The organism is Aristophania sp. ESL1142 (assembly GCF_058107345.1).
Window position 1 is genome coordinate 165,708 of sequence record NZ_JBYLUH010000002.1, and the last position, 22,341, is coordinate 188,048.

General features: G+C 48.6%; 19 protein-coding genes. 15 read left to right on the plus strand and 4 right to left on the minus strand.

Going from position 1 to position 22,341, the window contains the following annotated elements; translation table 11 throughout:
* The first annotated feature begins 63 nt into the window (after window positions 1–63).
* The 9 genes from argS (at window position 64) to AC3B6P_RS08500 (ending at window position 9,751) form a co-directional block, all read left to right on the plus strand.
* A complete protein-coding gene (argS, locus tag AC3B6P_RS08460) occupies window positions 64–1,851 on the plus strand; it encodes an arginine--tRNA ligase (RefSeq protein ID WP_489805936.1) in 1,788 nt (595 codons plus the stop codon).
* Entirely contained in the window at window positions 1,852–2,871 is a 1,020-nt protein-coding gene (locus AC3B6P_RS08465; protein WP_489805695.1) for an SPOR domain-containing protein, read from the plus strand.
* Window positions 2,872–2,880: 9 nt separating this feature from the next.
* Window positions 2,881–3,627: a segregation and condensation protein A gene (locus AC3B6P_RS08470; protein WP_489805696.1), complete on the plus strand. Its 747-nt coding sequence runs from the start codon at window positions 2,881–2,883 to the stop codon at window positions 3,625–3,627.
* The gene (gene scpB, locus AC3B6P_RS08475) at window positions 3,620–4,228 is read left to right on the plus strand and encodes an SMC-Scp complex subunit ScpB (RefSeq protein ID WP_489805697.1); all 609 of its coding nucleotides are present in this window, start codon (window positions 3,620–3,622) and stop codon (window positions 4,226–4,228) included. Before AC3B6P_RS08470 ends, scpB begins: the two co-directional genes overlap by 8 nt.
* Window positions 4,221–4,799, plus strand: a complete 579-nt coding sequence (tatB, locus tag AC3B6P_RS08480; protein ID WP_489805698.1) for a Sec-independent protein translocase protein TatB — start codon at window positions 4,221–4,223, stop codon at window positions 4,797–4,799. Before scpB ends, tatB begins: the two co-directional genes overlap by 8 nt.
* Complete coding sequence (tatC, locus tag AC3B6P_RS08485) at window positions 4,792–5,652, plus strand: twin-arginine translocase subunit TatC (RefSeq protein WP_489805699.1); 861 nt, start codon at window positions 4,792–4,794, stop codon at window positions 5,650–5,652. Before tatB ends, tatC begins: the two co-directional genes overlap by 8 nt.
* Window positions 5,653–5,656: 4 nt before the next feature.
* Window positions 5,657–6,919, plus strand: coding sequence for a serine--tRNA ligase (serS, locus tag AC3B6P_RS08490; protein ID WP_489805700.1), 1,263 nt, complete (start codon window positions 5,657–5,659; stop codon window positions 6,917–6,919).
* 290 nt (window positions 6,920–7,209) lie between these two features.
* The gene (locus AC3B6P_RS08495) at window positions 7,210–7,938 is read left to right on the plus strand and encodes a gluconate 2-dehydrogenase subunit 3 family protein (protein WP_489805701.1); all 729 of its coding nucleotides are present in this window, start codon (window positions 7,210–7,212) and stop codon (window positions 7,936–7,938) included.
* Window positions 7,939–7,981: 43 nt separating this feature from the next.
* Window positions 7,982–9,751, plus strand: coding sequence for a GMC family oxidoreductase (locus AC3B6P_RS08500; RefSeq protein ID WP_489805702.1), 1,770 nt, complete (start codon window positions 7,982–7,984; stop codon window positions 9,749–9,751).
* Between the two features lie 67 nt (window positions 9,752–9,818).
* On the opposite strand, the gene AC3B6P_RS08505 is transcribed toward AC3B6P_RS08500, so the two are convergent.
* Entirely contained in the window at window positions 9,819–12,278 is a 2,460-nt protein-coding gene (locus tag AC3B6P_RS08505) for a helicase-related protein (RefSeq protein WP_489805703.1), read from the minus strand.
* Between the two features lie 238 nt (window positions 12,279–12,516).
* Here AC3B6P_RS08505 and AC3B6P_RS08510 point away from each other — a divergent pair, with 238 nt between their 5' ends.
* Both AC3B6P_RS08510 and gorA read left to right on the plus strand, forming a co-directional pair.
* Window positions 12,517–13,410: a ferredoxin--NADP reductase gene (locus AC3B6P_RS08510; protein WP_489805704.1), complete on the plus strand. Its 894-nt coding sequence runs from the start codon at window positions 12,517–12,519 to the stop codon at window positions 13,408–13,410.
* A gap of 25 nt (window positions 13,411–13,435) precedes the next feature.
* Window positions 13,436–14,824: a glutathione-disulfide reductase gene (gorA, locus tag AC3B6P_RS08515; RefSeq protein WP_489805705.1), complete on the plus strand. Its 1,389-nt coding sequence runs from the start codon at window positions 13,436–13,438 to the stop codon at window positions 14,822–14,824.
* Between the two features lie 123 nt (window positions 14,825–14,947).
* Here gorA and AC3B6P_RS08520 read toward each other — a convergent pair whose 3' ends face one another.
* Window positions 14,948–15,388 carry a hypothetical protein gene (locus AC3B6P_RS08520; RefSeq protein ID WP_489805706.1) on the minus strand — a complete coding sequence of 147 codons (441 nt, stop codon included), beginning with the start codon at window positions 15,386–15,388 and terminating at the stop codon, window positions 14,948–14,950.
* A 238-nt stretch (window positions 15,389–15,626) separates the two neighbouring features.
* Here AC3B6P_RS08520 and AC3B6P_RS08525 point away from each other — a divergent pair, with 238 nt between their 5' ends.
* Genes AC3B6P_RS08525 through gltX form a run of 4 tightly spaced genes read left to right on the plus strand, consistent with a single transcriptional unit; the run spans window position 15,627 to window position 20,063 of the window.
* Window positions 15,627–17,024: a class II 3-deoxy-7-phosphoheptulonate synthase gene (locus AC3B6P_RS08525; RefSeq protein WP_489805707.1), complete on the plus strand. Its 1,398-nt coding sequence runs from the start codon at window positions 15,627–15,629 to the stop codon at window positions 17,022–17,024.
* A gap of 41 nt (window positions 17,025–17,065) precedes the next feature.
* A complete protein-coding gene (locus AC3B6P_RS08530) occupies window positions 17,066–18,241 on the plus strand; it encodes a nicotinate phosphoribosyltransferase (protein WP_489805708.1) in 1,176 nt (391 codons plus the stop codon).
* A gap of 14 nt (window positions 18,242–18,255) precedes the next feature.
* The gene (locus tag AC3B6P_RS08535; RefSeq protein ID WP_489805709.1) at window positions 18,256–18,693 is read left to right on the plus strand and encodes a hypothetical protein; all 438 of its coding nucleotides are present in this window, start codon (window positions 18,256–18,258) and stop codon (window positions 18,691–18,693) included.
* A 35-nt stretch (window positions 18,694–18,728) separates the two neighbouring features.
* Window positions 18,729–20,063 (plus strand): glutamate--tRNA ligase, encoded by a 1,335-nt coding sequence (gene gltX / locus AC3B6P_RS08540; protein WP_489805710.1) that lies wholly within the window; start codon window positions 18,729–18,731, stop codon window positions 20,061–20,063.
* Between the two features lie 51 nt (window positions 20,064–20,114).
* Here the strand turns inward: gltX and AC3B6P_RS08545 are convergent, their stop codons facing one another.
* Both AC3B6P_RS08545 and cysS read right to left on the minus strand, forming a co-directional pair.
* Window positions 20,115–20,900: an RNA methyltransferase gene (locus tag AC3B6P_RS08545; protein ID WP_489805711.1), complete on the minus strand. Its 786-nt coding sequence runs from the start codon at window positions 20,898–20,900 to the stop codon at window positions 20,115–20,117.
* A gap of 4 nt (window positions 20,901–20,904) precedes the next feature.
* Complete coding sequence (gene cysS / locus AC3B6P_RS08550; RefSeq protein ID WP_489805712.1) at window positions 20,905–22,275, minus strand: cysteine--tRNA ligase; 1,371 nt, start codon at window positions 22,273–22,275, stop codon at window positions 20,905–20,907.
* Between the last annotated feature and the right edge of the window lie 66 nt (window positions 22,276–22,341).

The window sequence follows — 22,341 nt, forward strand, 5'->3', positions numbered from 1 at the left end:
CTCTTTTGTCCGTTCGCTCCAGACAGGAACAAACATATGCCCGTTTCTACAGCGTCATCGACAATGTCAGACTGTTTTTTTACCCAGATGCTGGAGAAAGTCGTAGAGTGTGTGAGAGAACTTTTACCCGAGCTACCAGGTGATGTTTTTGCCCGCATTGAACTGACACCGACAAGAGATCCTTCCCATGGGGATATGGCTACAAATGCCGCTTTGTTAGTGGCAAAACCGGCCAAGACCAAACCACGTGATATTGCTGAGAAACTTGCAGTCCTGTTGGCAGGACTTCCTGAAATTGAAAAAGTTGATGTTGCCGGGCCAGGTTTTGTTAATCTGACTTTAAAAACAGCATTCTGGCAGAAAATTGTTCCTGTTGTGCTGATGAAAGGTGAGAAGGCGTATGGTCGTTCTTCTATCGGGCAAAATAAGAGGGTCAATGTAGAATATGTCTCGGCCAATCCGACGGGGCCAATGCATGTTGGGCATTGTAGAGGAGCTGTTGTAGGGGATGCTTTGGCAAACCTTATGGAAGCGGCAGGGTTTAAAGTTACCAAGGAATATTACATTAATGATGCCGGGACGCAGGTCAATGCGTTAAGCTGGGCAAGTTACTGGCGTTATCTTCAGGCGATAGGGACATTCATTCCGGCAGAAGAATTCGATAAGATATCTCCCAACGGCCTGCAATATCAAGGTGATTATCTGATCCCTGTGGGAGAGGCTCTGGCTGAAACCTATGGGCGTTCTCTTGCCAATGAAGATGGAAGCCCGGCATCAGTCTCACTTTGGTTTGAGACAGTCCGTAAAGTGACCCTTGAGCATATGATGAATATGATTAAGGAAGATCTTGCTGCCCTTGGTATTCACCATGAAATTTTCAGTAGTGAAGCTTCAGTCCTTGCGGATGGTGATGTAGATAAAGCAATTGCCGTTCTTGAACAAAAAGGACTTCTCTATCAGGGGGTTCTGGAGCCACCTAAAGGTAAATTGCCAGAGGATTGGGAGGCACGTCCCCAGACACTTTTCCGCTCAACTGATTTCGGAGATGATACAGATCGCGCTTTGAGAAAGGCAGACGGGACCAATACCTATTTTGCCAATGATATTGGTTATCATGCACGTAAGGCACAGAGGTCTGACCTTATCATTGATGTGTTGGGTGCCGATCATGGTGGCTATGTATCGCGTATGCGGGCAGCAGTCAGCGCCCTGACTGATGGAAAAACGGACTTTGAAGCCGTTCTCTGCCAGATTGTGCGGGTTGTAAAAGATGGTGAACCTGTCAGAATGTCAAAGCGTGCGGGGACTTTTGTGACCTTGCGTGACTTGCTTGATGAAGTGGGACGCGATGCGGTCAGGTTTATTATGCTGACGCGTAAGGCAGATGCCCAGATGGAATTTGACCTCAATGCTGCTGTTGCCCAAACTCGTGATAATCCGGTCTTTTATGTTAATTATGCCCATGCCCGCTGCTGTTCTGTCCTGCGTCATGGGGGCGAGTTGTTTGGAGAGGAAAAACTTTCAGAAAAGGCACTTGCTCAATCAGATCTTTCTGGTTTGACGCTGCCTGAAGAATTGGCCGTTTTACGTCGTATCGCAGCATTCCCTCGTCAGATAGAAGCTGCAGCCTTGGCGCGTGAGCCGCACCGGATTGCAACATATTGCATTGACCTGGCATCCGATTTCCACACGCTCTGGAATAAAGGGCGGGAAGATACGCGTTTGCGTTTTATCCAGGAAAATGCTCCAGAAGAGACATTTGCGCGCCTGGCTCTGGTTTCAACCATTGCCAGGACCTTAAGAGCAGGGCTGGCCATATTAGGCGTCGAGGCTCTGGAGGAGTTACGTTAAATGTATGAACGTGATGATGAAAAAGGGGCTGACATAACGCCGCCCCAGCCTGATGAGCGTCTTGGGGGGGGTAATTATGCTGATGGACCGCGCTCACGTCTGGGAGGTACACCCGGAGCGGAGAGACCGGAAAGGCAGTTCAATAAACCCCGGCAGAGAAATGTCCTGCTCTCTCTTCTAGGACAGGACCCGGCAACCCGTAAGCTGATGGGGGGGGCGCTGATCATTGTTGTTCTGCTCCTTCTTTCTGTCGGGGCATGGTCCCTTTTTGGAGAAAAGCATCCTCAGGGAGTACCCGTAATTGCCCCTCCCCCTCTTGCGGTGAAGGACCGTCCGTCTGATCCTGGAGGAATGCAGGTTATGAGTGATGATTCCCTTCAGGGAGATGTGACTGGTAAAGGTGAGGTGCATTTGGCCCCACCAGCAGAACAGCCAGATGAGCGCATTCTGGCACATAAGGATGGCCAGTCAGTCACACCGTCTGCCCAGCATCCTTTGCAGAGTGATATTCCTTCTTCTGATGGCAGTAATACGGTTCCAGGGGTGCCTTCTACGGCGTCTATTGTTCCTCCTCCGCAGGAACCTGCCAAGGGCGTTCAGTCAGATATGCTTCCTTCTGATGGGGTTAAGTCAGAGGTTACCCAACCAGAGGGTGGGCAGGAGCCAGCAAAATCTCCAGACAAAACTGCCGTAAATGAGCATGTTAACCGTCATGAGGTGAAGAAAGAAATCACTTCCCAGACCCTGCCGCCTCCCAAGCCATTGTCTGAAACTGGTTCTTATCAGGTGCAGCTTGCTGCTCTGGATAGCAAGGAAAAGGCAAAGCAGGTCTGGTCTCAGCTCCAGAAGCGTTTTCCCGAAACTTTTGGAAGAAGAACGCCCCTTTATAGCCAGACAAGCCGTAATGGACATAATTTTATCCGTCTTAGGATAGGTGGTTTTGCCGATTTGAAAGCTGCGAAAGCATTCTGTTCACAGTTGCAGGCACATTCCGTCTCTTGCACACCCGCTTTCTTTTAGGAGTGCAGCGTGACGGAGAGTCTTCATCTTCGTTTGGAAGGATATGAGGGACCGCTTGATCTTTTGTTGGAGCTTGCACGCCGGCAAAAGATAGATCTGGCTGAAATTTCGATCCTGCAATTAGCCAATCAGTTTCTGGCAGTTGTGGAAGAGGCAGAGGACGAAGCGCGTAATTTTGACCTGGAAGTCACGGCCGACTGGCTCGTTATGACAGCCTGGCTTACCTGGCTGAAATCTCGCCTCCTGCTAGAAAGCCCTGAGCCAGAAGTGGAAGAAGCGGTCGATCTGTTGCATGTGCGCCTTATCGAGCTTGAGCGTATGAGGGAGGCTGTCAAATGGCTGGAAGCACGACCTCGTCTGGGGGAGGACGTGTTTGAACGCCCTGTTGCAGAAGAATATGTTGAAATTGACCGTTTGCAGCTAAAAACGGACCTTTCTTCCTTAATCAAGGCTTATCTGGCAGCAAACAGGCGCCGCCAACGCAAGCAGGTTTACCGTCCTCGCAGGTTTCATTATTGGAGCGTTCAGGAAGCTCAGATGGTTCTTTCCCGTTTATTGGGGCAGGAAGTCAGCGTGCGCTGGCAGTCCCTGACTGCGTTGGTCCCGACATTACAGGAGCAGAATGACATTGAAATGAGGGCAGCTATTGCAGGTGCTTTTCTGGCAGGGTTGGAAATGGCGAAAGGAGGTCGTGTGGAGCTGAGGCAACAATCAGCTTTTACAGCTATTGAATGGCGGAGCAGGAGAGATGCCTGACGAGCAGGAACAGCTCAGAAAGCGTGCTCTGATTGAAGCCTGCTTGTTTGCCAGTGCAGAGCCTGTTTCGTCCCAGAGCCTGTTATCTTTTCTCCTGTCGCAGGATTATCACATTGAGAAAGAAGAACTTCTTGAATTAATTACGAAGATTCAGAAGAGTCTGGAGCCTCATGCCTTCGAGCTATGTTCTGTTGCACGAGGATGGCAATTTCGAACGAAAGCCGAGTTTGCACCCGCTCTTACAAAAATGATCGAAAAACCGCGCCGACTTTCACGTAGTGCTATGGAAACCCTGGCCATCGTCGCGTATCATCAGCCTTGCACAAGAGCCGATATTGAAAATATCCGAGGCGTTAGTCTGGGGCAGAACATTCTCGATACCCTTCTGGAAGAAGAGCTTCTTATGCCCAAAGGCAGGCGGGAAGTGCCGGGGAGACCAGTTTTGTGGGGGACTACCTCTCACTTTTTGAGGCTTTTCGGGCTGAATGGTTTAAGTGACCTTCCCCGGAAAGAGGAGCTGGTTATTGACCAGAACTGGATGAATGATGAAGGGGATGGCATAATGCAGGGCGGAGAGGAAACAGGCAAAAGCGATGTTTGACTTCAGCTGGACAGAAATTGCCCTTTTTGCTGTTGTTGTGCTGATTTTTATCAAGCCCAAAGATCTTCCTGTTGCCATGCGTACTCTCTCAAGGGCGATAAAGGCGATACGCCGTATGGCGGGTGAATTTCAGCAGCATGTTGATGAAATGGTGCGTGAAGCAGATCTGTCAGAAGCACGCGAGCAGGTCAGGGAGCTACGTCAGTTCAATATTCGTGATCAGGTTAAGAAAGCTCTTGATCCTGATGGAAGTCTCAAAGAGAGTCTGACGTTTGATGAGCCGGATTTTACGGCTACCTTGCCACCTGCTCCGGCGCCTCTTCCGGTTATGGAGGACCACAGACCGGGAGAAAGTCAGCCTTATAATGCACGAATGCAGGCCCAGGCTGATGCTCTGAAAAAAGCCCCTGCGATCATCCCTCCGGCTACAGCAGTCCGTTTAATTGACGAGGCAGAATATTGGCACCCACCAGCTATTATCCCACCAGAAATCGCATTACATAACGGTAAGCGTGTACGTATAATTTCGGCTCCATCTATGGCTAACGCTGACAAGAGGCAGCATGGTTGATTCGCAAAACACAATTCATGATAAAGCGATGCCGTTGCTGGATCATATTGTCGAATTAAGAAAACGCATTATCTGGTCCTTGGCGACGTTTATCATCGCTTTTGGGATATGCTACCATTTTTCAGGTGAGATTTATCGTTTTCTTTCAGCGCCTCTGGCTGAAATTATGCGTCAGAAAGGGGAACAGCCCCACCTGATCTATACAGCTTTATATGAAGCTTTTTTTACCTATGTGAGAGTGGCGGTTTTTGGGGCGATTTTTTTATCTTTTCCCATGATTGCGATCCAGGCCTGGATTTTTATTGCCCCAGGTCTTTATCGTAATGAAAAGAAGGCTTTTGCCCCATTTCTTATTGCGACGCCCTTATTATTTCTTTTAGGGGCAGCCTTGGCATATTATGTAGTTTTTCCGTTTGCTTGGCGTTTCTTCCTTTCTTTTCAGCAGGCGGGGGGAGATGCTCAGATGGGCATTGAGTTACAGGCACGCGTTTCTGAATATTTGAACCTTGTAACAAAAATGATTCTGGCTTTCGGAATCTGTTTTGAGCTTCCGGTTGCACTGACATTGATTGTTAAAGCCGGGCTGGTCAAAACGGACTCTCTCAAAAAAGTGAGGCGTTATGCTTATGTGGCGGCTTTTGCAGTAGCAGGGGTTATTGCACCACCTGACGCAATTACCATGTTAAGTCTCGCGATTCCGCTTGTCGGGCTTTATGAGCTTTCCATTCTGGCTGCTCGTCTGGTTGAACCTCGCTACGATACTGAATGTGACGAAAATCATATGGAAAACGCAGCTTCAGAGTTTTCCAAATTGGAACAGATAGAAACTGATAAAACTGGGGGAGCAACCTGAACCTATGCATGACCTTAAAAAATTAAGAGCTAATCCCGCTGCTTTCGACGAGGCTTTGGCCAGGCGTGGGATAAACCCCGTGGCAATGCGTCTGGTGCAGGAAGATGAAGAGCGTAGGGCAGCTTTATCAGAGCTGCACCAGGCTCAGGCAGAGCGTAAAATCATTGCGCGCGATATCGGTCAGGCAAAGAGGCAGGGGCAGGATAGTACTGCATTGGAAGAGAAAGCCGTGCAGCTTCGCGATCATATAGCCACGCTTGAATCCCGTTCTGATGCACTTACCCAACAGATTGAGAACGTCCTGAAGACACTTCCCAATCAGTTAGATGAGTCTGTCCCTGATGGGCGGGATGAAAGTGAAAATATTATCGTTCATCAGACAGGTGAAATTCCAGAATTTTCCTTCACACCGAAACAGCATTTTGAATTGGGAGAAAATCTGGGGCTGATGGATTTTCCCACAGCAGCCAAATTATCTGGAGCGCGCTTTGTCATGCTCAAAGGATCTCTGGCGCGTCTTGAGCGGGCTATTGGGCAATATATGCTTGATACTCATACGCAGGAATTTGGTTATCAGGAAACAACTGTTCCGCTTCTTGTTAATGATGCGGCCATGTATGGCACTGATAAACTCCCTAAATTTGCTGAAGATTCTTTCCATACGGATGATGGCAGATGGCTTATTCCCACAGGGGAGGTCCCTCTGACGGCAACAGTGATGGGCGAGATGCTGGCAGCAGATACCTTGCCTATCAGATTAACGACGCTCTCTTCCTGTTTCCGTTCTGAAGCTGGCTCGGCTGGGCGTGACGTAAGGGGCATGTTACGGCAGCATCAATTTACAAAATGTGAGCTTGTTTCAATCGTAAAGCCTGAAGAGAGTGACGCTGAGCATGAGCGTATGACCAGAGCTGCCGAGACAATTCTTGAAAGATTAGGTTTACCTTACAGGCGTGTCCTGCTTTGTGCAGGTGATACAGGTTTTGGGGCAGCCAAGACCTTTGATCTCGAAGCATGGCTTCCCGGCCAGCAGGCATGGCGGGAAGTTTCATCCTGCTCCAATACCAGAGACTTTCAGGCAAGACGTATGAATGCCCGTTATAAAAGCGAGAATGGGCCTGCTTTCGTCCATACATTAAACGGATCTGGCCTGGCTGTTGGCCGTGTCATGATTGCCTTGATGGAAGTCTATCAGACTCAGGAAGGCAAAATCAGGATTCCAGCGCCTTTGCAGCCTTATATGGGAGGCCTGGAACAGATCGGATAAGGTAGAACGTCAAAAGTGATGGATCGGTAATGTCTCAAACCCTACCTGATATTTCAGGTGGGGTTTTTATTTGGTCAAGAGAAAGTGATTCTTCATCAGGTTCTAATATCCTGTAACCTTCATACCAATCATACGGAACGATATCTTAATTCATATGATTATATAGTGAATAATTGGAATGATCCTGCGTCTCTGATTAAGAGTTCTTCTTTTGGAAAAGAATTTTCGGGACCTCTGGAGAGCAGTGAAAAAATTGGGGGCAGTGTCCCTGTATGACAGAGGGTGGCATAGTGAATCGTAGAGACATGCTTAAAGGTGGTCTGGTTCTGGTAGCCAGCACTGCTCTGGCTTCAATTTTCAGGCCCGCAGGCGCTGCAGCCAGGATCTTTGTCGGTGGGCAAAAATGGCCTTCCCCTCCAGGGCCCGTTCCGCAACCTGTTGACCCCGCAAAGAGCGTTTTCTTTACTCAGAAAGAAGCTGATCTGGTCAAGGCTGTGTATGACCGTCTGATCCCTGCTGATGATCTTTCCATAAGTGCGTCTGAGGCGGGATGCGTGATTTTTACTGATTATCAGCTTATTACCGCTTATGGCAGGGCGGAGCATCGTTATAAATTAGGCCCTGTCCAGAAAGGGACGCCAGAACAGGGTGAGCAGTCTGTGGTGACGCCGGCGGAATTATACCGCAAGGGGTTAAAAGCAATGGAAACACATTGCCATTCCCTGTATGGCAAGAGTTTTACTGCCCTGACCGACGAAGAAAAAGACCGGTATCTTGAAAAGATGGAAGCAGGTCAGTTCGATTATGGTGATGTTGAGAGTGGCAAGTTATTTGCTTTGATGCTCTCCAATGTCAAGGAAGGCTTCCTTGCTGACCCGCTCTATGGCGGAAATAAAGGCATGGTCGGGTGGAAAATGATCGGTTTCCCCGGTGCCCGGTACGATTACCGCGATTATATCACGATTAAAGGTCAGAAGGTCACGCTTGAACCTGTAAGTCTCCTAGGGCGCACAGCCTGAAAGAGCCTTTGCCAATCATCTCCAGAATTACGAGTAACGTGCCATGGATTATAAAAGACCCAAAGCAGATGTTGTCATTGTCGGACTGGGCTGGTCGGGCTCTATTATGGCAGAAGAGCTGACACGTCATGGTCTTAATGTCGTTGCGATTGAGCGTGGTGCCTGGCGGGAAACCAGCGCGGATTTCCCTACAACGACAGACCCTGACGAATTGCGCTATGCTGTCAGAAAAGAAATCCTTCAGCCTGCTTCAGTTGAAACCTACACATTTCGCAATCATAAAGACCAGACAGCCCTGCCGGGGCGGGAATGGAATAACTGGACACTTGGCATGAATGTTGGTGGGGCAGGCACTCACTGGGCTGCTGCTGCCTGGCGTTTTTCTCCCTGGGATTTCGAAGTGGAAAGCAGGGTTAAAGAACGGTACGGAACGAAACAGCTTGTTGACGGGTTGATCGTGCAGGATTGGGGTGTCAGTTATACCGAGCTTGAACCCTTTTATGACCGTTTTGAAAAAATTGCCGGTATTTCCGGTACAGCAGGTGTGCTGAATGGGGAAAAGCAGCCAGGGGGTAATCCTTTTGAAGGGAGCCGTTCAGCACCTTATCCAACTCCAGCTTTGGTACGTTCTCGCTGGAATGATATTTTCGCTGAGACAACAACCAAAATGGGGTACCATCCCTTTCCGGTTCCTGCGGGAATTTTAGGGGCTGATTATACCAACCCATTAGGGGTTCACATGGCTCCCTGTACTTATTGCGGTTATTGCCAGCTTTATGGATGTGGCAACTGGTCCAAATCATCGCCCAATGCCTGCGTTATGCCTGCCTTAATGCAGCGTAAGAACTTTTCCATGCTGACTGAATGTGAGGTGCTGCGTATTGAGAAAAGTAAGGATGGTAAAACAGCGACCGGAGCCACCTTTATTGATTCAGACGGGAATTATGGATTTCAGCCCGCAGATATTATCGTGATTTCAGCATATCAGCTTGATAATGTCCGCCTTCTCATGCTGTCCAGATTTGGTAAAATCTATGATCCCATTACAGGAGAGGGTACCTTGGGAAGGGCCTATAATTTCCAGACGCTCTCATATGGTTTTTTGAATCTCGATAAGGAATATCTTAATCCCTTTATGAATACAGGGGCGCTTGCAACCCAGATTGATGATTTTAATGGCGATAATTTTGATCATTCGGGTTTGGGATTTATTGGTGGGGCGGGGATACAGTCTCTTTCAAATACGGGATTGCCGATCAGCCTGTCAGATCAGGTCCCACCAGGTCATAAACAGTGGGGGTCAAGCTGGAAAAAGGATTTTAAGGAAGCCTATCAGACATGGGCCATGATTCAGGGGCAGGGGACGAGCTATTCACATCATGATCAGTTCCTGGACCTGGATCCGACTTATAAAGACCGTCATGGTCAGCCTTTATTGCGCATGACTTATGATTATAACCTCAATGACCGCCGTTCAGGCGCTTATATTCGCGATCGGTGTCTTGATATTGCGAAATCTGTGGGGGGAAAGAATATAAGGGCAGTCTCTTTTGCTGATGACCATTATTCCCCTTATCGTCCTTTTGATAGTTCTCATACAATTGGTGGAGCGGTTATGGGGCTTGACCCCGCAACGTCCGTGTTGAATCGTTTCCAGCAACATTGGGATGCCCATAATCTCTTTGTAACAGGGGCGTCTTCTTTCCCGAATAATGCAGGTTATAACCCGACAGTGACAATTGGAGCCTTAACCATCCGTACAGCCAGAGCGATTATTGAACGCTATCTTCAGTCTCCAGGGTCTTTAGTATAGGGGTCAGCTTATAATCTCCAGTAAGTCTCCTTTTTTCGGAAGAAGGGGACTTGCTGAGAGATATTTACTATTTAACGGGACTTTTTTTCTTTTTTGAATGAATTTTTTTCGGTTTATGGGGGGCATCTGCATGGTGAGGCTTTTTGGTCTCACTTGCATCTTTCCTACCTGATTTGTGGCGTTTCTGGTTAAATTTACGCGCAGTTTCTTTCATGCGGCTTTTGGTACGCAGTACGCTTTCAATCCAGTCATTGAGGCGGGCTGCATTTTGTTCAGCATCCTGCAATGCCGGATAATATTCTGGAAAGCGCATGGCCAGCCAGCGCCAGCTGACCAGACGTTTATGCCGTTTTTCTGCACGTTCAAGCTCACTATTACCAGCATTGGCTGGATGAGGGAGTTTTCCGGTGCCGGGAGGATGGATAATTTGTCCCCGTGCATGAGCGGCGGCCCATTCAATCAGCCGTGCTATGCCATTATCACGTAAATCAACCGGGCACATCGCATAGGTCCAGCGTGTATTTAAATCGAGCTTATCGACGCCTTCGAGGGCAGACGCAATCTCAAGGGCCTGTTCCATGTCAGCCAGACGATAATTGGGGTCATCAGGTCGTAAAACGGCTCGTTTAATGCGTGTCAGAACACCATAAAGACTATCAGAGCCTATTTCCTGAGCAACAGCCTGGACAATATCAGCATCTGGTTGCACGAGTGGCCGGAGTTCCTTTAATTCCTCAGGAGGGGCGTCAAGCATATGACGCACGAAAGAAGGGCTGCCTCCTCCATCAAGAACGCAGACAAGCCCTTCTTCATGCTTGCCGTAACGACCTGCGCGACCACCGATCTGTTTAACCTCCTGTGAAGACAGGTTCCGTGTGTTTCGGCCATCATATTTACGGAGTGTACTGAATATCACCCTCTTAATGGAGAGATTAAGCCCCATGCCAATGGCATCTGTCGCGATGAGTATATCAGCTTCACCATGATTGAATCGCGCAGCTTCAGCACGCCTGACTTCCGGGCTTAAGGCTCCATATATAACAGCAACGCTTTTATTCTTCTCCAGTAATTGTGCCCGGTAATCAAGGACATCCCGCCGGGAAAAAGCGATGAGTGCATCACCGGCACGCATGTCACCAAGGGCGAGGCTATGACCTGCCTTGAGGGGACTTTTCCGCTCAAGATGGATTTCATCAACGGGGTCATTGCAGAGTGAAGCAATCCGTTTCACCAAAGGAATACAGTCAGCTGCGCCTAAAATGAAAATATGCCGGGCAGGGACACCCATGATTGCTGCTGTCCAGGCGGCACCACGATCAGGGTCCGTCAGCATCTGGGCTTCATCAATAATGGCTACATCTACAGGGTTATGAAAGGGACACATTTCCACAGTTGCAGCCAGATGGCGGGCTGTTGGATCAATAATGCGTTCTTCTCCCGTTGTAAGAGAAACGGCAACACCACGGTTTAACAGTGCCTCTCTGAATTCATGAGCTAAAAGGCGCAGAGGGGCTAGAGCAATTCCCGACTCAGCTTCAGCTAATGCTTTCAAGGCTGTATGTGATTTTCCAGAATTTGTCGGACCTGTAACAAGCGTAATACGTCGTTTTAAAGCGCGGGCTGTTCTGAAATGGGCAGCAAACCGGTCCAGTGCCGCAACGCGGGCAATGGCTTCATTCCCAATCTTGCTTTCAGCAACAGTGCCCTTGGCGCTCTTGTCTTTTTTCGACAAACCTTTTCGCCATAAAGGTACTTCGGGAAGGAGTTTTCTGATTTCGACGGGGTCAAAGAGAAAAATCTCCAGACCATCAGAATGTGTTTCACGTTTGGCAATAGGGAGACGGTTTTCAGCAACCCACCTGAGCACTTCACGAATGGAACAATGCAGTATCGCAGGGAGCTTATCATATTCAACAAGTGTATTTTCCCATTCTTCCAGACGGGCAAGTTCTGCCTGACGGCGCAGCTCGGCGCGCTTGCGGATTTCTTCCTGTTCCTGCTGCTTTTTTTCTTCTGCGAGGATGAGGTCATCTTCAAAACCCAGATCAATCCCTCCAAAAGCCTGGGCAATCGTTCGCGAGAGCTGTTCAATTTGTCTGGCAGAAAGGTGGGTTCCTTTATCAGCCAAATCTGATCTGACTTCTTCCATTACGTCTCTCGGGCGATCAGCCGTCTCACGCCAGCGTTCTTCCAGGACCGAATCGAGCAGGGCAGATAATGCTTCTTCTCTGATAAGCGGGTCGTTCACACGTTCTGCCGCGGTGAGGACGTCATGTTTCTGCACCCAGATATGACCCTGCCCATGAGCCATTTTCATTAGAGTACTGGCCCATTGTCGTCTTCTTACCTGGCAAAGTGCATGCAGCAGTTCAGCGGGCGTGATCTCTGTTTTTTCTGAATTAAGCCTTCTTGCAATCTGCCGCAGAAGTGCTGGGCGTTCTTTGGTGGTAATGCCAAGATTTCCTTCCCATTTTGCCTCAGCATGAGTGAGGGCTGTTTCAGCAGGGGAAGGGGCGTAGTCATTCATGGAAAAAACCTGTGGAAAAATTTGTGCCAGGGCGTTTTTGTCGGCAAGAAAGGGAAGAGGGGCGGAGGGTGTAAAGCTGCTTTTAAAATATCTGTTTTATATGTTTTGAGTGGGTGAAGGTCTATGACGGCTTTCCGTCCCTTATGATAATAGGGTAGAAACATGTCATAATTAACGTTAACGGGCTTTCTGCCTTAATTCCTTTTGTTCTTATTGTCCAATGGAGACAAAGACGGATATGACCACACCATTCCCGACTGATTCGGCCCCTGTTCCAACACTTGATGCCCCTTTGAGTGGCCTTGTTCCTTATGAAGGACATGACCGCCAATATCGTCTGGCAAAACCAAGCAAGGAGTATAGCCACCTTTATCCGGCAGAAGTAAAGCAGGTTCATCATTGGACGAACCGTCTGTTCAGCTTTACCACGACTCGTGATCCCGGGCTGCGTTTTGAAAATGGTCAGTTCACCATGATCGGTATTGAAGTTGACGGAAAGCCGCTTTTGCGTGCCTATTCGATTGCTTCAGCCAATTATGAAGATCAAATGGAGTTTCTTTCCATTGCTGTGGAGGATGGTCCTCTGACATCCCGCCTGCGTCATGTTAAAGTTGGTGATACGGTTCTGATCGGTCGTAAGCCTGTTGGCACATTGTTGCTCGATAACCTCAAACCAGGTCGCAATCTGTATTTCCTCTCAACCGGGACAGGTCTTGCCCCTTTTATGAGTCTGATAAAGGACCCTGAAGCTTATGAGCGTTATGAGAATGTTATTTTAACGCACACGGTGCGTGAGCGTGGAGAGCTTGCTTATAACGATTTCATTACAAAAATTTTGCCAGAAAATGAATTTCTGGGGGAAGATGTCAAAACAAAGCTGAAATATTATCCTGCTGTGACGCGTGAAGACTTTCCTGTGCAGGAGCGTATTACAAGCCTGATCCAGAGTGGACGTATTTTCCGTGATCTGAATATTCCAGAACTGGATCCTGAGCTGGACCGGGTTATGATCTGTGGTTCGCCTCAAATGCTTGCCGATACAGAAAAACTTCTTGAAGACCGTAATTTCGTAGAAGGTAACATGAATAATCAAGGTTCTTACGTCATTGAAAAAGCATTTGCCGAGCGGTAAGTCTTTTCAATAAGGAGCTAAATTGATGCAGGAATTTGATCTCTTTATCATCGGTGCAGGTTCAGGCGGGGTACGTTGTGCCCGTATTGCGGCCCAAAATGGTGCCAGGGTCGGAATTGTCGAAAGACAGCATTGGGGTGGAACCTGCGTCAATATTGGCTGCGTACCAAAAAAACTGATGGTTTATGCTGCTGAGGCAGGGCGCGCCATTCATGATGCACCTGCCTATGGGTGGGATGTCTCCACCAGGGGGCATGACTGGCCGCGTTTTATTGAAGCAAAAAACAAGGAAATCGAACGCCTCAATGGGATCTATATTTCCTTGTTGAAACGCTCTGGCGTAGAGCTTTTTACAGGCAATGCCAGTCTGACAGATGCTCATACCATCACAATTACGCCCTCATTACTGGAGCCAGAAGCCCAGCCTCAAACGATTAAAGCGAAGAAAATTGTACTTGCGACGGGCTCAACACCAGTGCGGCTGGATTTCCCAGGCTCAGAATATGCTCTTGTATCAGATGATCTCTTCACTTTGCCTGCGCGTCCTGAGCGTATTGCCATTATAGGCAGTGGTTATATCGGGCTTGAATTTGCAGGGATTTTTTCTGGTCTGGGGTCAGATGTGGAGCTTGTTTATCGTCAGCCTCTTCCATTAAAAGGATTTGACCAGGATCTGCGTGAGCAGATGCGCACGCTGATTGCCCAGAGAGAAATTACTCAACATCATGAAGTGACGCCGCATAAAATAGAGAAAACGGCAGATGGATTGGTGTTATCACTCTCCAATGGCAAGGCCATCGAGGTAGATGCCGTTTTAATGGCAACGGGGAGACGTCCTGCCATAGAGGGTCTTGGCCTAGATAAGGCAGGGATAAAAGTCGTCAATGGTGATGTCGTCATCAATGAAGACTTCACCACATCTGTACCGTCTATTTATGCAATTGGAGATATTACAAACCGTTATAATTTAACGCCGACAGCGATTGCTGAAGGGCATATGCTGGCAGAAGCTCTTTTCCATCCGCAAGGGCGTGAATGGTCTTTCGAGACAACTCCGAAAGCTGTTTTCTTTTCTCCACCTCTGGCCAGTGTTGGAATGAGTGAAGAAGAGGCTCAGAAACAGCATGATCTTGAGATTTATACCGCTGAATTCACCCCAATGGGGCAGATATTGCCGCATCGGCCAGGCAAGTGCTACATGAAACTTGTGATTGATGCCAGAAGCGGGGTTATACTCGGGGCTCATATGATTGGCCCAGATGCTCCAGAAATAATCCAGATCATGGCTGTCGCAGTAACAGCCGGCCTGACTAAAACAGAAATGGACCGCACAGTAGCTCTGCACCCGACATTGGCTGAAGAGTTCGTGACGATGCGTCTGCCTGACAGAAAAGTCCCCCGGGCGCGCTCTTAATTCCAGAATCTGTATTTATAAACCGGGCAGATTAGAAGTCCGGTTACACTATCCAGGATGAAAAATGTAAGGCAGATTAACGATATTCTGGTCTAAATTTTTCTGCCTCACAGGATCATAGCCCTAAAACTGGAAGCCATTCCCACGGGGGGCAACCCAACCATTTCCGGTTGCATCTCCCATTTCGCCCTGTTGTGTGGGATTGCTGTCGCGATAGGCAGTACCGAATTTGCTGAGGTCAGTCCCAGTTGTTTTATCACGCTGGACTTTGGCCTGATGGTCAGGGTCGGGGCCGTTTTGGAACTCCATAGAGGGTGCTTCTTGATAGCCGGCCGGTGGAGGACGTGTCCCACGGGCGTGATAATGCTCTCCTCCATGCACGCTCTGCGCCTTTGGTGCAGGTTTGGGAGTATTTTCACTGGATTCCTGGTCATATGGCTGGCCAAAATGCACTTCCTGAGCGATGGCCTTTGTAGATAAGGTGCCAATTCCTTGAGAAAGACCAAGAATGAAAGCCGTCGAGCTGATGAGTGAAACGACTTTGCGACCTATAAGTAATCTCATGATTCTTCCTGACGAAGAGAAAAAATAATTCACCCTATAATTGACCTCAAACACAAAAGCTTCAACCCCCAATAGTCAGGAAGTCGTTAATGATTGGCAAAATAACGGAATTTCTGCTCTTTATAACCTGATCAAAAACTCTATTTTAAGGCGGTTATATTTTGCGCCATAGCCAAAAACCCGGATAGAGTATAATTTGTAGGCCCGATAAGCCGCGACGAAAGCTGGAGAATAAAGAATGGCAGAGGTTAGTAAAACCCCTGAGACCGCAACAACCACTGCCCATAATGGGTGGCTACCTGAGAGCTGGCGCACACGGCCAGTGCGTCAGATGCCATCTTATGCTGATCAGACATTACTTGGGACTGTAGAAGCACGTCTTTCGAAATATCCTCCGCTTGTTTTTGCCGGGGAAGCACGGCGTTTGAAATCCCGTTTGGCGCAAGCAGGGCGGGGGGAAGCTTTTGTATTGCAGGGCGGAAACTGCGCTGAAAGTTTTAATGAATATACAGCTGATATCGTACGTGACACTTTCCGTGTCTTGTTGCAGATGGCAGTTGTACTGACATTCGGGGCGAAAGTGCCTGTTGTGAAAATCGGCCGTATGGCAGGGCAATATGCGAAGCCACGCTCGTCAGATATGGAAACGGTGGACGGTCAGAGCCTGCCTTCCTACCGTGGTGATATCATTAATGGCCCTGAATTTACAGCAGAAGCCCGCGAGCCTGATCCACGCCGGATGGAAACAGCTTATTTCCAGTCAGCAGGGGTCATGAACCTGCTGCGTGCTTTTTCCAATGGCGGTTACGCGAACCTTCACCGTGTGCATGGGTGGAATCTGGATTTTGTAGCGCGTTCTCCTATGGCTGAGCTTTATCAGGATCTTTCCAGCCGTATTGATGAAGCCCTTTCTTTCATCAAAGCCTGTGGTTTAAATGGTGATTCAGCCCATATAGATGAAACTGAATTTTACACGTCCCATGAAGCGCTTTTATTACCCTATGAGCAGGCTCTGACGCGGATTGATAGTACGTCTGGACGCTATTATGACTGTTCAGCCCATTTCCTGTGGATTGGGGATCGTACTCGCCAGCCTGATGGGGCGCATGTCGAATTTCTCCGGGGTGTTGAAAATCCGATCGGCATAAAGGTTGGTCCCACCACGACAATTGTAGACCTTGAAAAACTGCTCGAAATTCTCAATCCATTGGATGAAGAAGGCCGTATTACGCTGATCTCCCGTATGGGGCAGGCAAAGATTCATGATTATCTGCCGCCCTTACTGGAAGCGGTCCAGAGAACAGGCCGTCATGTGACGTGGTTATGTGACCCGATGCATGGAAATACGACAACAACTACAGCCAAGGTCAAAACACGTTCTTTCGAGGATGTTCTGGCAGAAGTGATCGGTTTCTTTGAAGTTTTTAAACAAGCAGGGTTGCGTCCTGGTGGTGTGCATTTTGAAATGACAGGACAGAATGTTACAGAATGTATCGGCGGGGCGCATCGTCTTTCAGAAGATGATCTGGGTCTACGTTATGAGACATTCTGTGATCCGCGCCTGAATGCAGAGCAGTCACTGGAAATGGCTTTTCTGCTGACAAAGGCACTGACTGAATCGAGAGGTCGTCAATAAACGATCCTTTTTTAATCTCATGTCTGCGAAAGAACGCGTTCATGGCAACATCAGAAGAAGCACTTGCATCTGCTTTGGGTCCGAAACTGACACTGTCTGAAGATGAAATTCTTAGCAGGACGGATGCCTATTTCCAGCGGACACGTGAGATTGTAAGTCATTTTGGTGATGAGCGCGTTACTTACGCAGTTTTTATTCGACGCCCTGTTATTGCGGCCTGCGGCCTTGCTTTGGCCTGGCTAAAAAATGTCGCACAAACACAGGGGTTTGGAATTGAAATTGAAGAGCATTTTCCTGAAGGAGCGTGGGTTGGCGCGGGGGAAGTCCTTTTTTACCTGAGTGGTAATTTTTCTGATCTGGTTTTACTGGAAACGATGGTTCTGCAAAAAATAGGAGCGGCCTGTGTCGCAGCCTATAATGCCTATCAGATGGCGGTAACATTGCCAGAAGTTCCATTTCTGGCGATGGAAGCGCGTCATTGTGCAGGTGCTGAAATGCAGGAGCTTATGGCTTATGCAGCGTCTGTTGGATCACGGGCTGCGCAGAAGGAGGGAGCCAGAGGATTTATTGGTAACGCCAATCACGGTACGGCCGGCTTTTTCGGAATGGAAAAGGGACTGGGGACGATGCCTCATGCCCTGGTTGGCTACGCAGGCTCAACAGTTCGGGCTGCGGAAATGTATGCGGAGCTTTATCCAAAAGATCAATTGGTTGTTCTGGTGGATTATTTTGGTCAGGAAATTAAGGATACATTGGCTGTCTGTCATCGGTTTCCAGAAAGGGCCAGACGTGGTGAAATCAGTATCAGGCTTGATACGCATGGGGGGCGTTTCCTGGAGGGGTTGGATACATCCTCTTCTTATGAAGTTCTAGAACGCCATAATCCGGGGATTATCCGCCATTATTGTTCTGATAAGGAAAGACATTATCTGGTGGGTATGGGCGTCTCGGCTGCAGCAATATGGTATATGAGAGAGGCGCTTGATAAAGCTGGCTTTCCGAAAGTAAAGATTATTGTTTCCTCTGGTTTCAGTATTACAAAATGCATTACAATGAAAAAGGCCCATGCCCCTATTGACGTTGTAGGGACAGGCTCATTTCTGCCTAAAAGCTGGTCTGAAACCTATGCAACGGCTGATATTATCGTCTATGGAAAGCAGATGCGCGTTAAGGTCGGACGTGAATTTCTTCTGAACAGATTTCGTCAGAAACTATAGTTAAAGCAGAGGTCATGAGTAATACGGAAACAAAGCCTGAATCCCAGCAATGGGTTGTGAGGATTATTGATCAGTCAGGCGCAACAGATGATGATACGATTGAAGAAGTCAGAGGATTTCTCGATCTGGCTCATGCCAATGCTTTTGCGCGTGCCTATGTTCGCGACAGTGTTGAACGTTGCCGCGTGCCAGGGGCAATTGGGCGGGAAGTTCTTGAAAGCTGGTTTTCTTTCGGAGAAAATGCTGAAGTGCTTGAGGCAGGAGATGATGGCTGGAAAGCCACTTCTGAGCTGGATGATTTTGTATCTTCACCTGCAACGGTCATGGAACGCGATTGGCGTAGTCTCGACCCGCGAAGGCTGGTTGAAGAAGATGAATTATTTGACGATCAGAGAGAAGATGAGGATGACTCTGATGATGCGTTGGACCTTTCTGAACTGGTCCGGCACTAAAGAATATGATTTAATTAATTGAGAATATAGCTGCTATGAAACTTCGCTTTGCTCCGTCCCCGACTGGTTCCCTTCATGTAGGGAACGCACGGCTTGCTGTCGCTAATTATCTGTTTACACGCAAGCATAAAGGCACTTTTTTATTGCGTATGGATGATACCGATACGCAACGCTGTAAAAAAGAATATGAAGAAGCGATCAGGCGTGACCTTAAATGGCTTGGATTGGACTGGGATGAAGAAGAGTGGCAGTCTGAAAGGCTGGACCGTTACGCAGAACAAGTTGAAGCTTTAAAAGCATCTGGCCGACTTTATCCCTGTTTTGAGAGCGAGCTGGAGCTGAAGTTTAAAAGAGAACAGCGTCTGCGTGCCGGGAAGCCCCCTATTTATGATCGCGCCATGCTCAAAATGACGGCTGAACAACGTGAAAAGGCAGAGGCGAATGGTAAAGTGCCTTATTGGCGCTTTAAGCTCTCAGATCAGACCCGCCAGTGGAACGATCTTGTGATGGGGGAGATGAGTGTTAAACTGACAGCGATCTCTGATCCAGTCCTCATTCGTGCGGATGGGAGTATTCTCTATACGCTGGCATCCGTGATTGATGATCTCGATATGGGTGTGACTCATATCATGCGTGGGGAAGACCATATTACAAATACAGGCGTCCAGCTTGATATTGCAGAGGCATTAGGCGCGAAGCCAAAGCATTTTACGTTCGCCCATCTCCCTCTTCTGGTTGGAGGAAGCGGGGAAAAACTTTCCAAACGCTTGGGCGGTCTAGCTCTCTCAACCCTGCGTCATGATGGCGTGGAACCACAGGCGATCGTGTCTTATCTGGCTCGCCTAGGGACGTCCGATGACCCTGAAGTGCTATCGATGGATGAGCAGATTGAGCGCTATGATATCGGACACGTTTCCAAATCAGCAGCGCGTTTTGATATGACACAGCTCCTCGCTCTGAACCGCCGCACCTTGCACAATCTTTCTTTCGAAGAGGTTAAAGGCCGTTTGCCTGAGGGGGCGGATGAGGCATTCTGGCTGGCTATTCGTGGTAATATTGATCTGATGGCGGAAGTTCCACATTGGTGGGACGTATTTCATGGCTCTATTGTTCCGGTTTCCATGCCGGAAGAAGGTGAGTTTCTGACAAAAGCCAGAGACCTTCTGCCGCCAGAACCATGGGATGAGACATTCTGGAAAAGCTGGATCGATGCTCTCAAGGCTGAGACGGGCCGGAAGGGAAAACAGCTCTTCATGCCATTGCGTCTGGCCCTGACGGGAGAAGAAGCCGGGCCAGAGCTTGCTCATATTATGCAGGTTATGGGGCGTGCAAAGGTTGTACAGCGTTTAAATGATGCTTTGACAAGCTGAAGTTTTAGAAAAAGACGTAAAAGAAAATGCCCCTTTTGAAAGGGGCATTTTTTATGGGGTCTCAACAAAACGTCCATAATCATGAGAAAGGGCGCGTACAACACCATGAAGTGTGCGTAGTTCTTGTTCTGTCACTTCGCCACGGGCGAAGAGATGGCGGAGATTACGGATCATGCCGGGCTTTTTCTGCTCATTGCGTAAGAAGCCGGTTTTTTCCAGATCACTGAGAAGATGATTCATGAAATTATTCACTTCGCCCTTTGTGGCGACGTGGGTTTCATTAGTCATTAAGACACGTTCTGGTGTCTGGTCTTCAGTCAGAAACCATTCATAGGCCATAATCAACACAGCTTGTGCGAGGTTGAGTGACATGAAACCAGGGTTAAGAGGATAGCGGATGAGTGCATCCGCTCTGGCCATATCCTCATTATCCAACCCTGCACGTTCAGGGCCAAAGAGGATGCCTGCCTTAAGCTTGCGCTGACTGATTGCCCGTAATTCCGTAGCGGCGCCGCGGGCAGTCATTAAAGGCTTTATGATATGACGAGGGCGAGGGCAGGTTGCGAATACACGGTGCAGGTCAGCAATAGCATCATCAACCGTCTCAAAAACCTGTGCTTCTTCGAGGATACGGTCTGCCCCGGAAGAGGCATACCAAGCGCGCTCCTGCGGCCAGCCATCGCGTGGGGCAACAAGGCGGAGGTGAAAGAGTCCCCCATTGGCCATGGCACGGGCTGTTGTCCCGATATTAACTGCCAGTTGCGGGCGCACCAGAATGACAACAGGGTCATAAGGGCCTAAAGGGGCCAGGTCGGCACCACCATCACGTCCTGTCATGGTTTTATCCTTTGCGCCATGTCGTGCCCTGTGGGCCATCTTCCAAAAGAATATTCTGAGCCGCCAGTTCATTGCGGATTTCATCAGCGCGTGCAAAGTTTTTATCTTTTTTGGCAGCCTGACGCTCAGAGATTAAAGCTTCAATCTTATCGGTAGAGAGAGCAACATCTCCCTGAAACCACTCAGAAGGAGGCATCTGGAAAAGCCCTAGAAGCCTGCCCCCATTATAAAGGTCATTCGCAGCCTGCTGATTCCCTGCCATGGTAAGATCAGCAAGTTTGTGCAGCTCTGCAAGGGCCTGAGCTGTATTCAAATCCTCATAAAGAGCGTTAAGTAAACTTACGGGAACGGCTTTATTTTCGGTTAAGGGTGGTGTTTTTTCCAAAGCACGATAAAAGCGGTCGAGCGTTTTGCGGGAGTCTTCAAGTTTTTCCCATGAGAAATCCAGCGTCGAACGATAATGTGAACCGAGGTAAAGAAGACGCAATGCTTCAGCAGGGAAACGCTCCAGCACCTCTCTGATGGTGTGAAAATTCCCCAATGATTTGGACATTTTCTCCCCATTGGAGAGAAGCATGCCAACATGGATCCAGTAACGGGCAAAATGGCTGCCGGGATGGGCGCAGAGTGATTGTGCGCGTTCATTTTCATGATGAGGGAAGAGAAGGTCATTCCCCCCACCGTGAATATCAAAATTTTCTCCCAGATAATGTTGGGCCATGGCAGAACATTCAATATGCCAGCCCGGTCGGCCCCTGCCAAAGGGGCTTTCCCATCCTGGTTCATCGGGGGTGGAGGGTTTCCATAAAACAAAGTCACCGGGGTCACGTTTATAGGGCGCAACCTCGACCCGGGCGCCTGCGCGCATATCATCGAGCGAACGCCCAGAGAGCGCGCCATAATCAGGGAAAGACCTTACATCGAATAAAACGTGACCTTCAGCGATATAAGCGTGGTTTTGTTCGATTAACTGGCCGATCATTGTGAGCATGTCAGCAATATGTGTCGTTGCACGAGGTTCAACATCGGGTGGCAGAATGGCCAGAGCTTCCAGATCCTGATGGAATTCCTTCGTCGTGCGGTCTGTCAGGGCGGAGATATCTTCTCCCAGATTGTGTGCACGCTGTATGATTTTGTCATCAATATCGGTGATATTGCGTACAAAAGTAACGTGTGGATAAAGTGTTCTTAGAACACGTACCAGAATATCGGCACAGAGCATGGCCCTGAGATTGCCAAGATGCACCCGATCATAAACGGTTGGACCACAGAAATAGAGTTTGATATGCGCAGGGTCTGATGGAACAAAACGCTCCAGCATATGACTGTGGCTGTTATAAAGACGAAGGGTCGGGAGAGAAGAAATGTCATTCATAAAGTGATCAATGCATGAGCAGAAAGTTTTGAGCAATTGTTTTCATACAGCAAAATACTTGTTTTG

What these genes read in the sequence shown, in the direction of transcription:
- argS (WP_489805936.1), top strand. Translation starts at nt 64, where the DNA reads ATGTCAGACTGTTTTTTTACCCAGATGCTGGAGAAAGTCGTAGAGTGT.
- AC3B6P_RS08465 (WP_489805695.1), top strand. Translation starts at nt 1,852, where the DNA reads ATGTATGAACGTGATGATGAAAAAGGGGCTGACATAACGCCGCCCCAG.
- scpB (WP_489805697.1), top strand. Translation starts at nt 3,620, where the DNA reads ATGCCTGACGAGCAGGAACAGCTCAGAAAGCGTGCTCTGATTGAAGCC.
- tatB (WP_489805698.1), top strand. Translation starts at nt 4,221, where the DNA reads ATGTTTGACTTCAGCTGGACAGAAATTGCCCTTTTTGCTGTTGTTGTG.
- tatC (WP_489805699.1), top strand. Translation starts at nt 4,792, where the DNA reads ATGGTTGATTCGCAAAACACAATTCATGATAAAGCGATGCCGTTGCTG.
- serS (WP_489805700.1), top strand. Translation starts at nt 5,657, where the DNA reads ATGCATGACCTTAAAAAATTAAGAGCTAATCCCGCTGCTTTCGACGAG.
- AC3B6P_RS08500 (WP_489805702.1), top strand. Translation starts at nt 7,982, where the DNA reads ATGGATTATAAAAGACCCAAAGCAGATGTTGTCATTGTCGGACTGGGC.
- AC3B6P_RS08505 (WP_489805703.1), bottom strand. Translation starts at nt 12,278, where the DNA reads ATGAATGACTACGCCCCTTCCCCTGCTGAAACAGCCCTCACTCATGCT.
- AC3B6P_RS08510 (WP_489805704.1), top strand. Translation starts at nt 12,517, where the DNA reads ATGACCACACCATTCCCGACTGATTCGGCCCCTGTTCCAACACTTGAT.
- gorA (WP_489805705.1), top strand. Translation starts at nt 13,436, where the DNA reads ATGCAGGAATTTGATCTCTTTATCATCGGTGCAGGTTCAGGCGGGGTA.
- AC3B6P_RS08520 (WP_489805706.1), bottom strand. Translation starts at nt 15,388, where the DNA reads ATGAGATTACTTATAGGTCGCAAAGTCGTTTCACTCATCAGCTCGACG.
- AC3B6P_RS08525 (WP_489805707.1), top strand. Translation starts at nt 15,627, where the DNA reads ATGGCAGAGGTTAGTAAAACCCCTGAGACCGCAACAACCACTGCCCAT.
- AC3B6P_RS08530 (WP_489805708.1), top strand. Translation starts at nt 17,066, where the DNA reads ATGGCAACATCAGAAGAAGCACTTGCATCTGCTTTGGGTCCGAAACTG.
- AC3B6P_RS08535 (WP_489805709.1), top strand. Translation starts at nt 18,256, where the DNA reads ATGAGTAATACGGAAACAAAGCCTGAATCCCAGCAATGGGTTGTGAGG.
- gltX (WP_489805710.1), top strand. Translation starts at nt 18,729, where the DNA reads ATGAAACTTCGCTTTGCTCCGTCCCCGACTGGTTCCCTTCATGTAGGG.
- AC3B6P_RS08545 (WP_489805711.1), bottom strand. Translation starts at nt 20,900, where the DNA reads ATGACAGGACGTGATGGTGGTGCCGACCTGGCCCCTTTAGGCCCTTAT.
- cysS (WP_489805712.1), bottom strand. Translation starts at nt 22,275, where the DNA reads ATGAATGACATTTCTTCTCTCCCGACCCTTCGTCTTTATAACAGCCAC.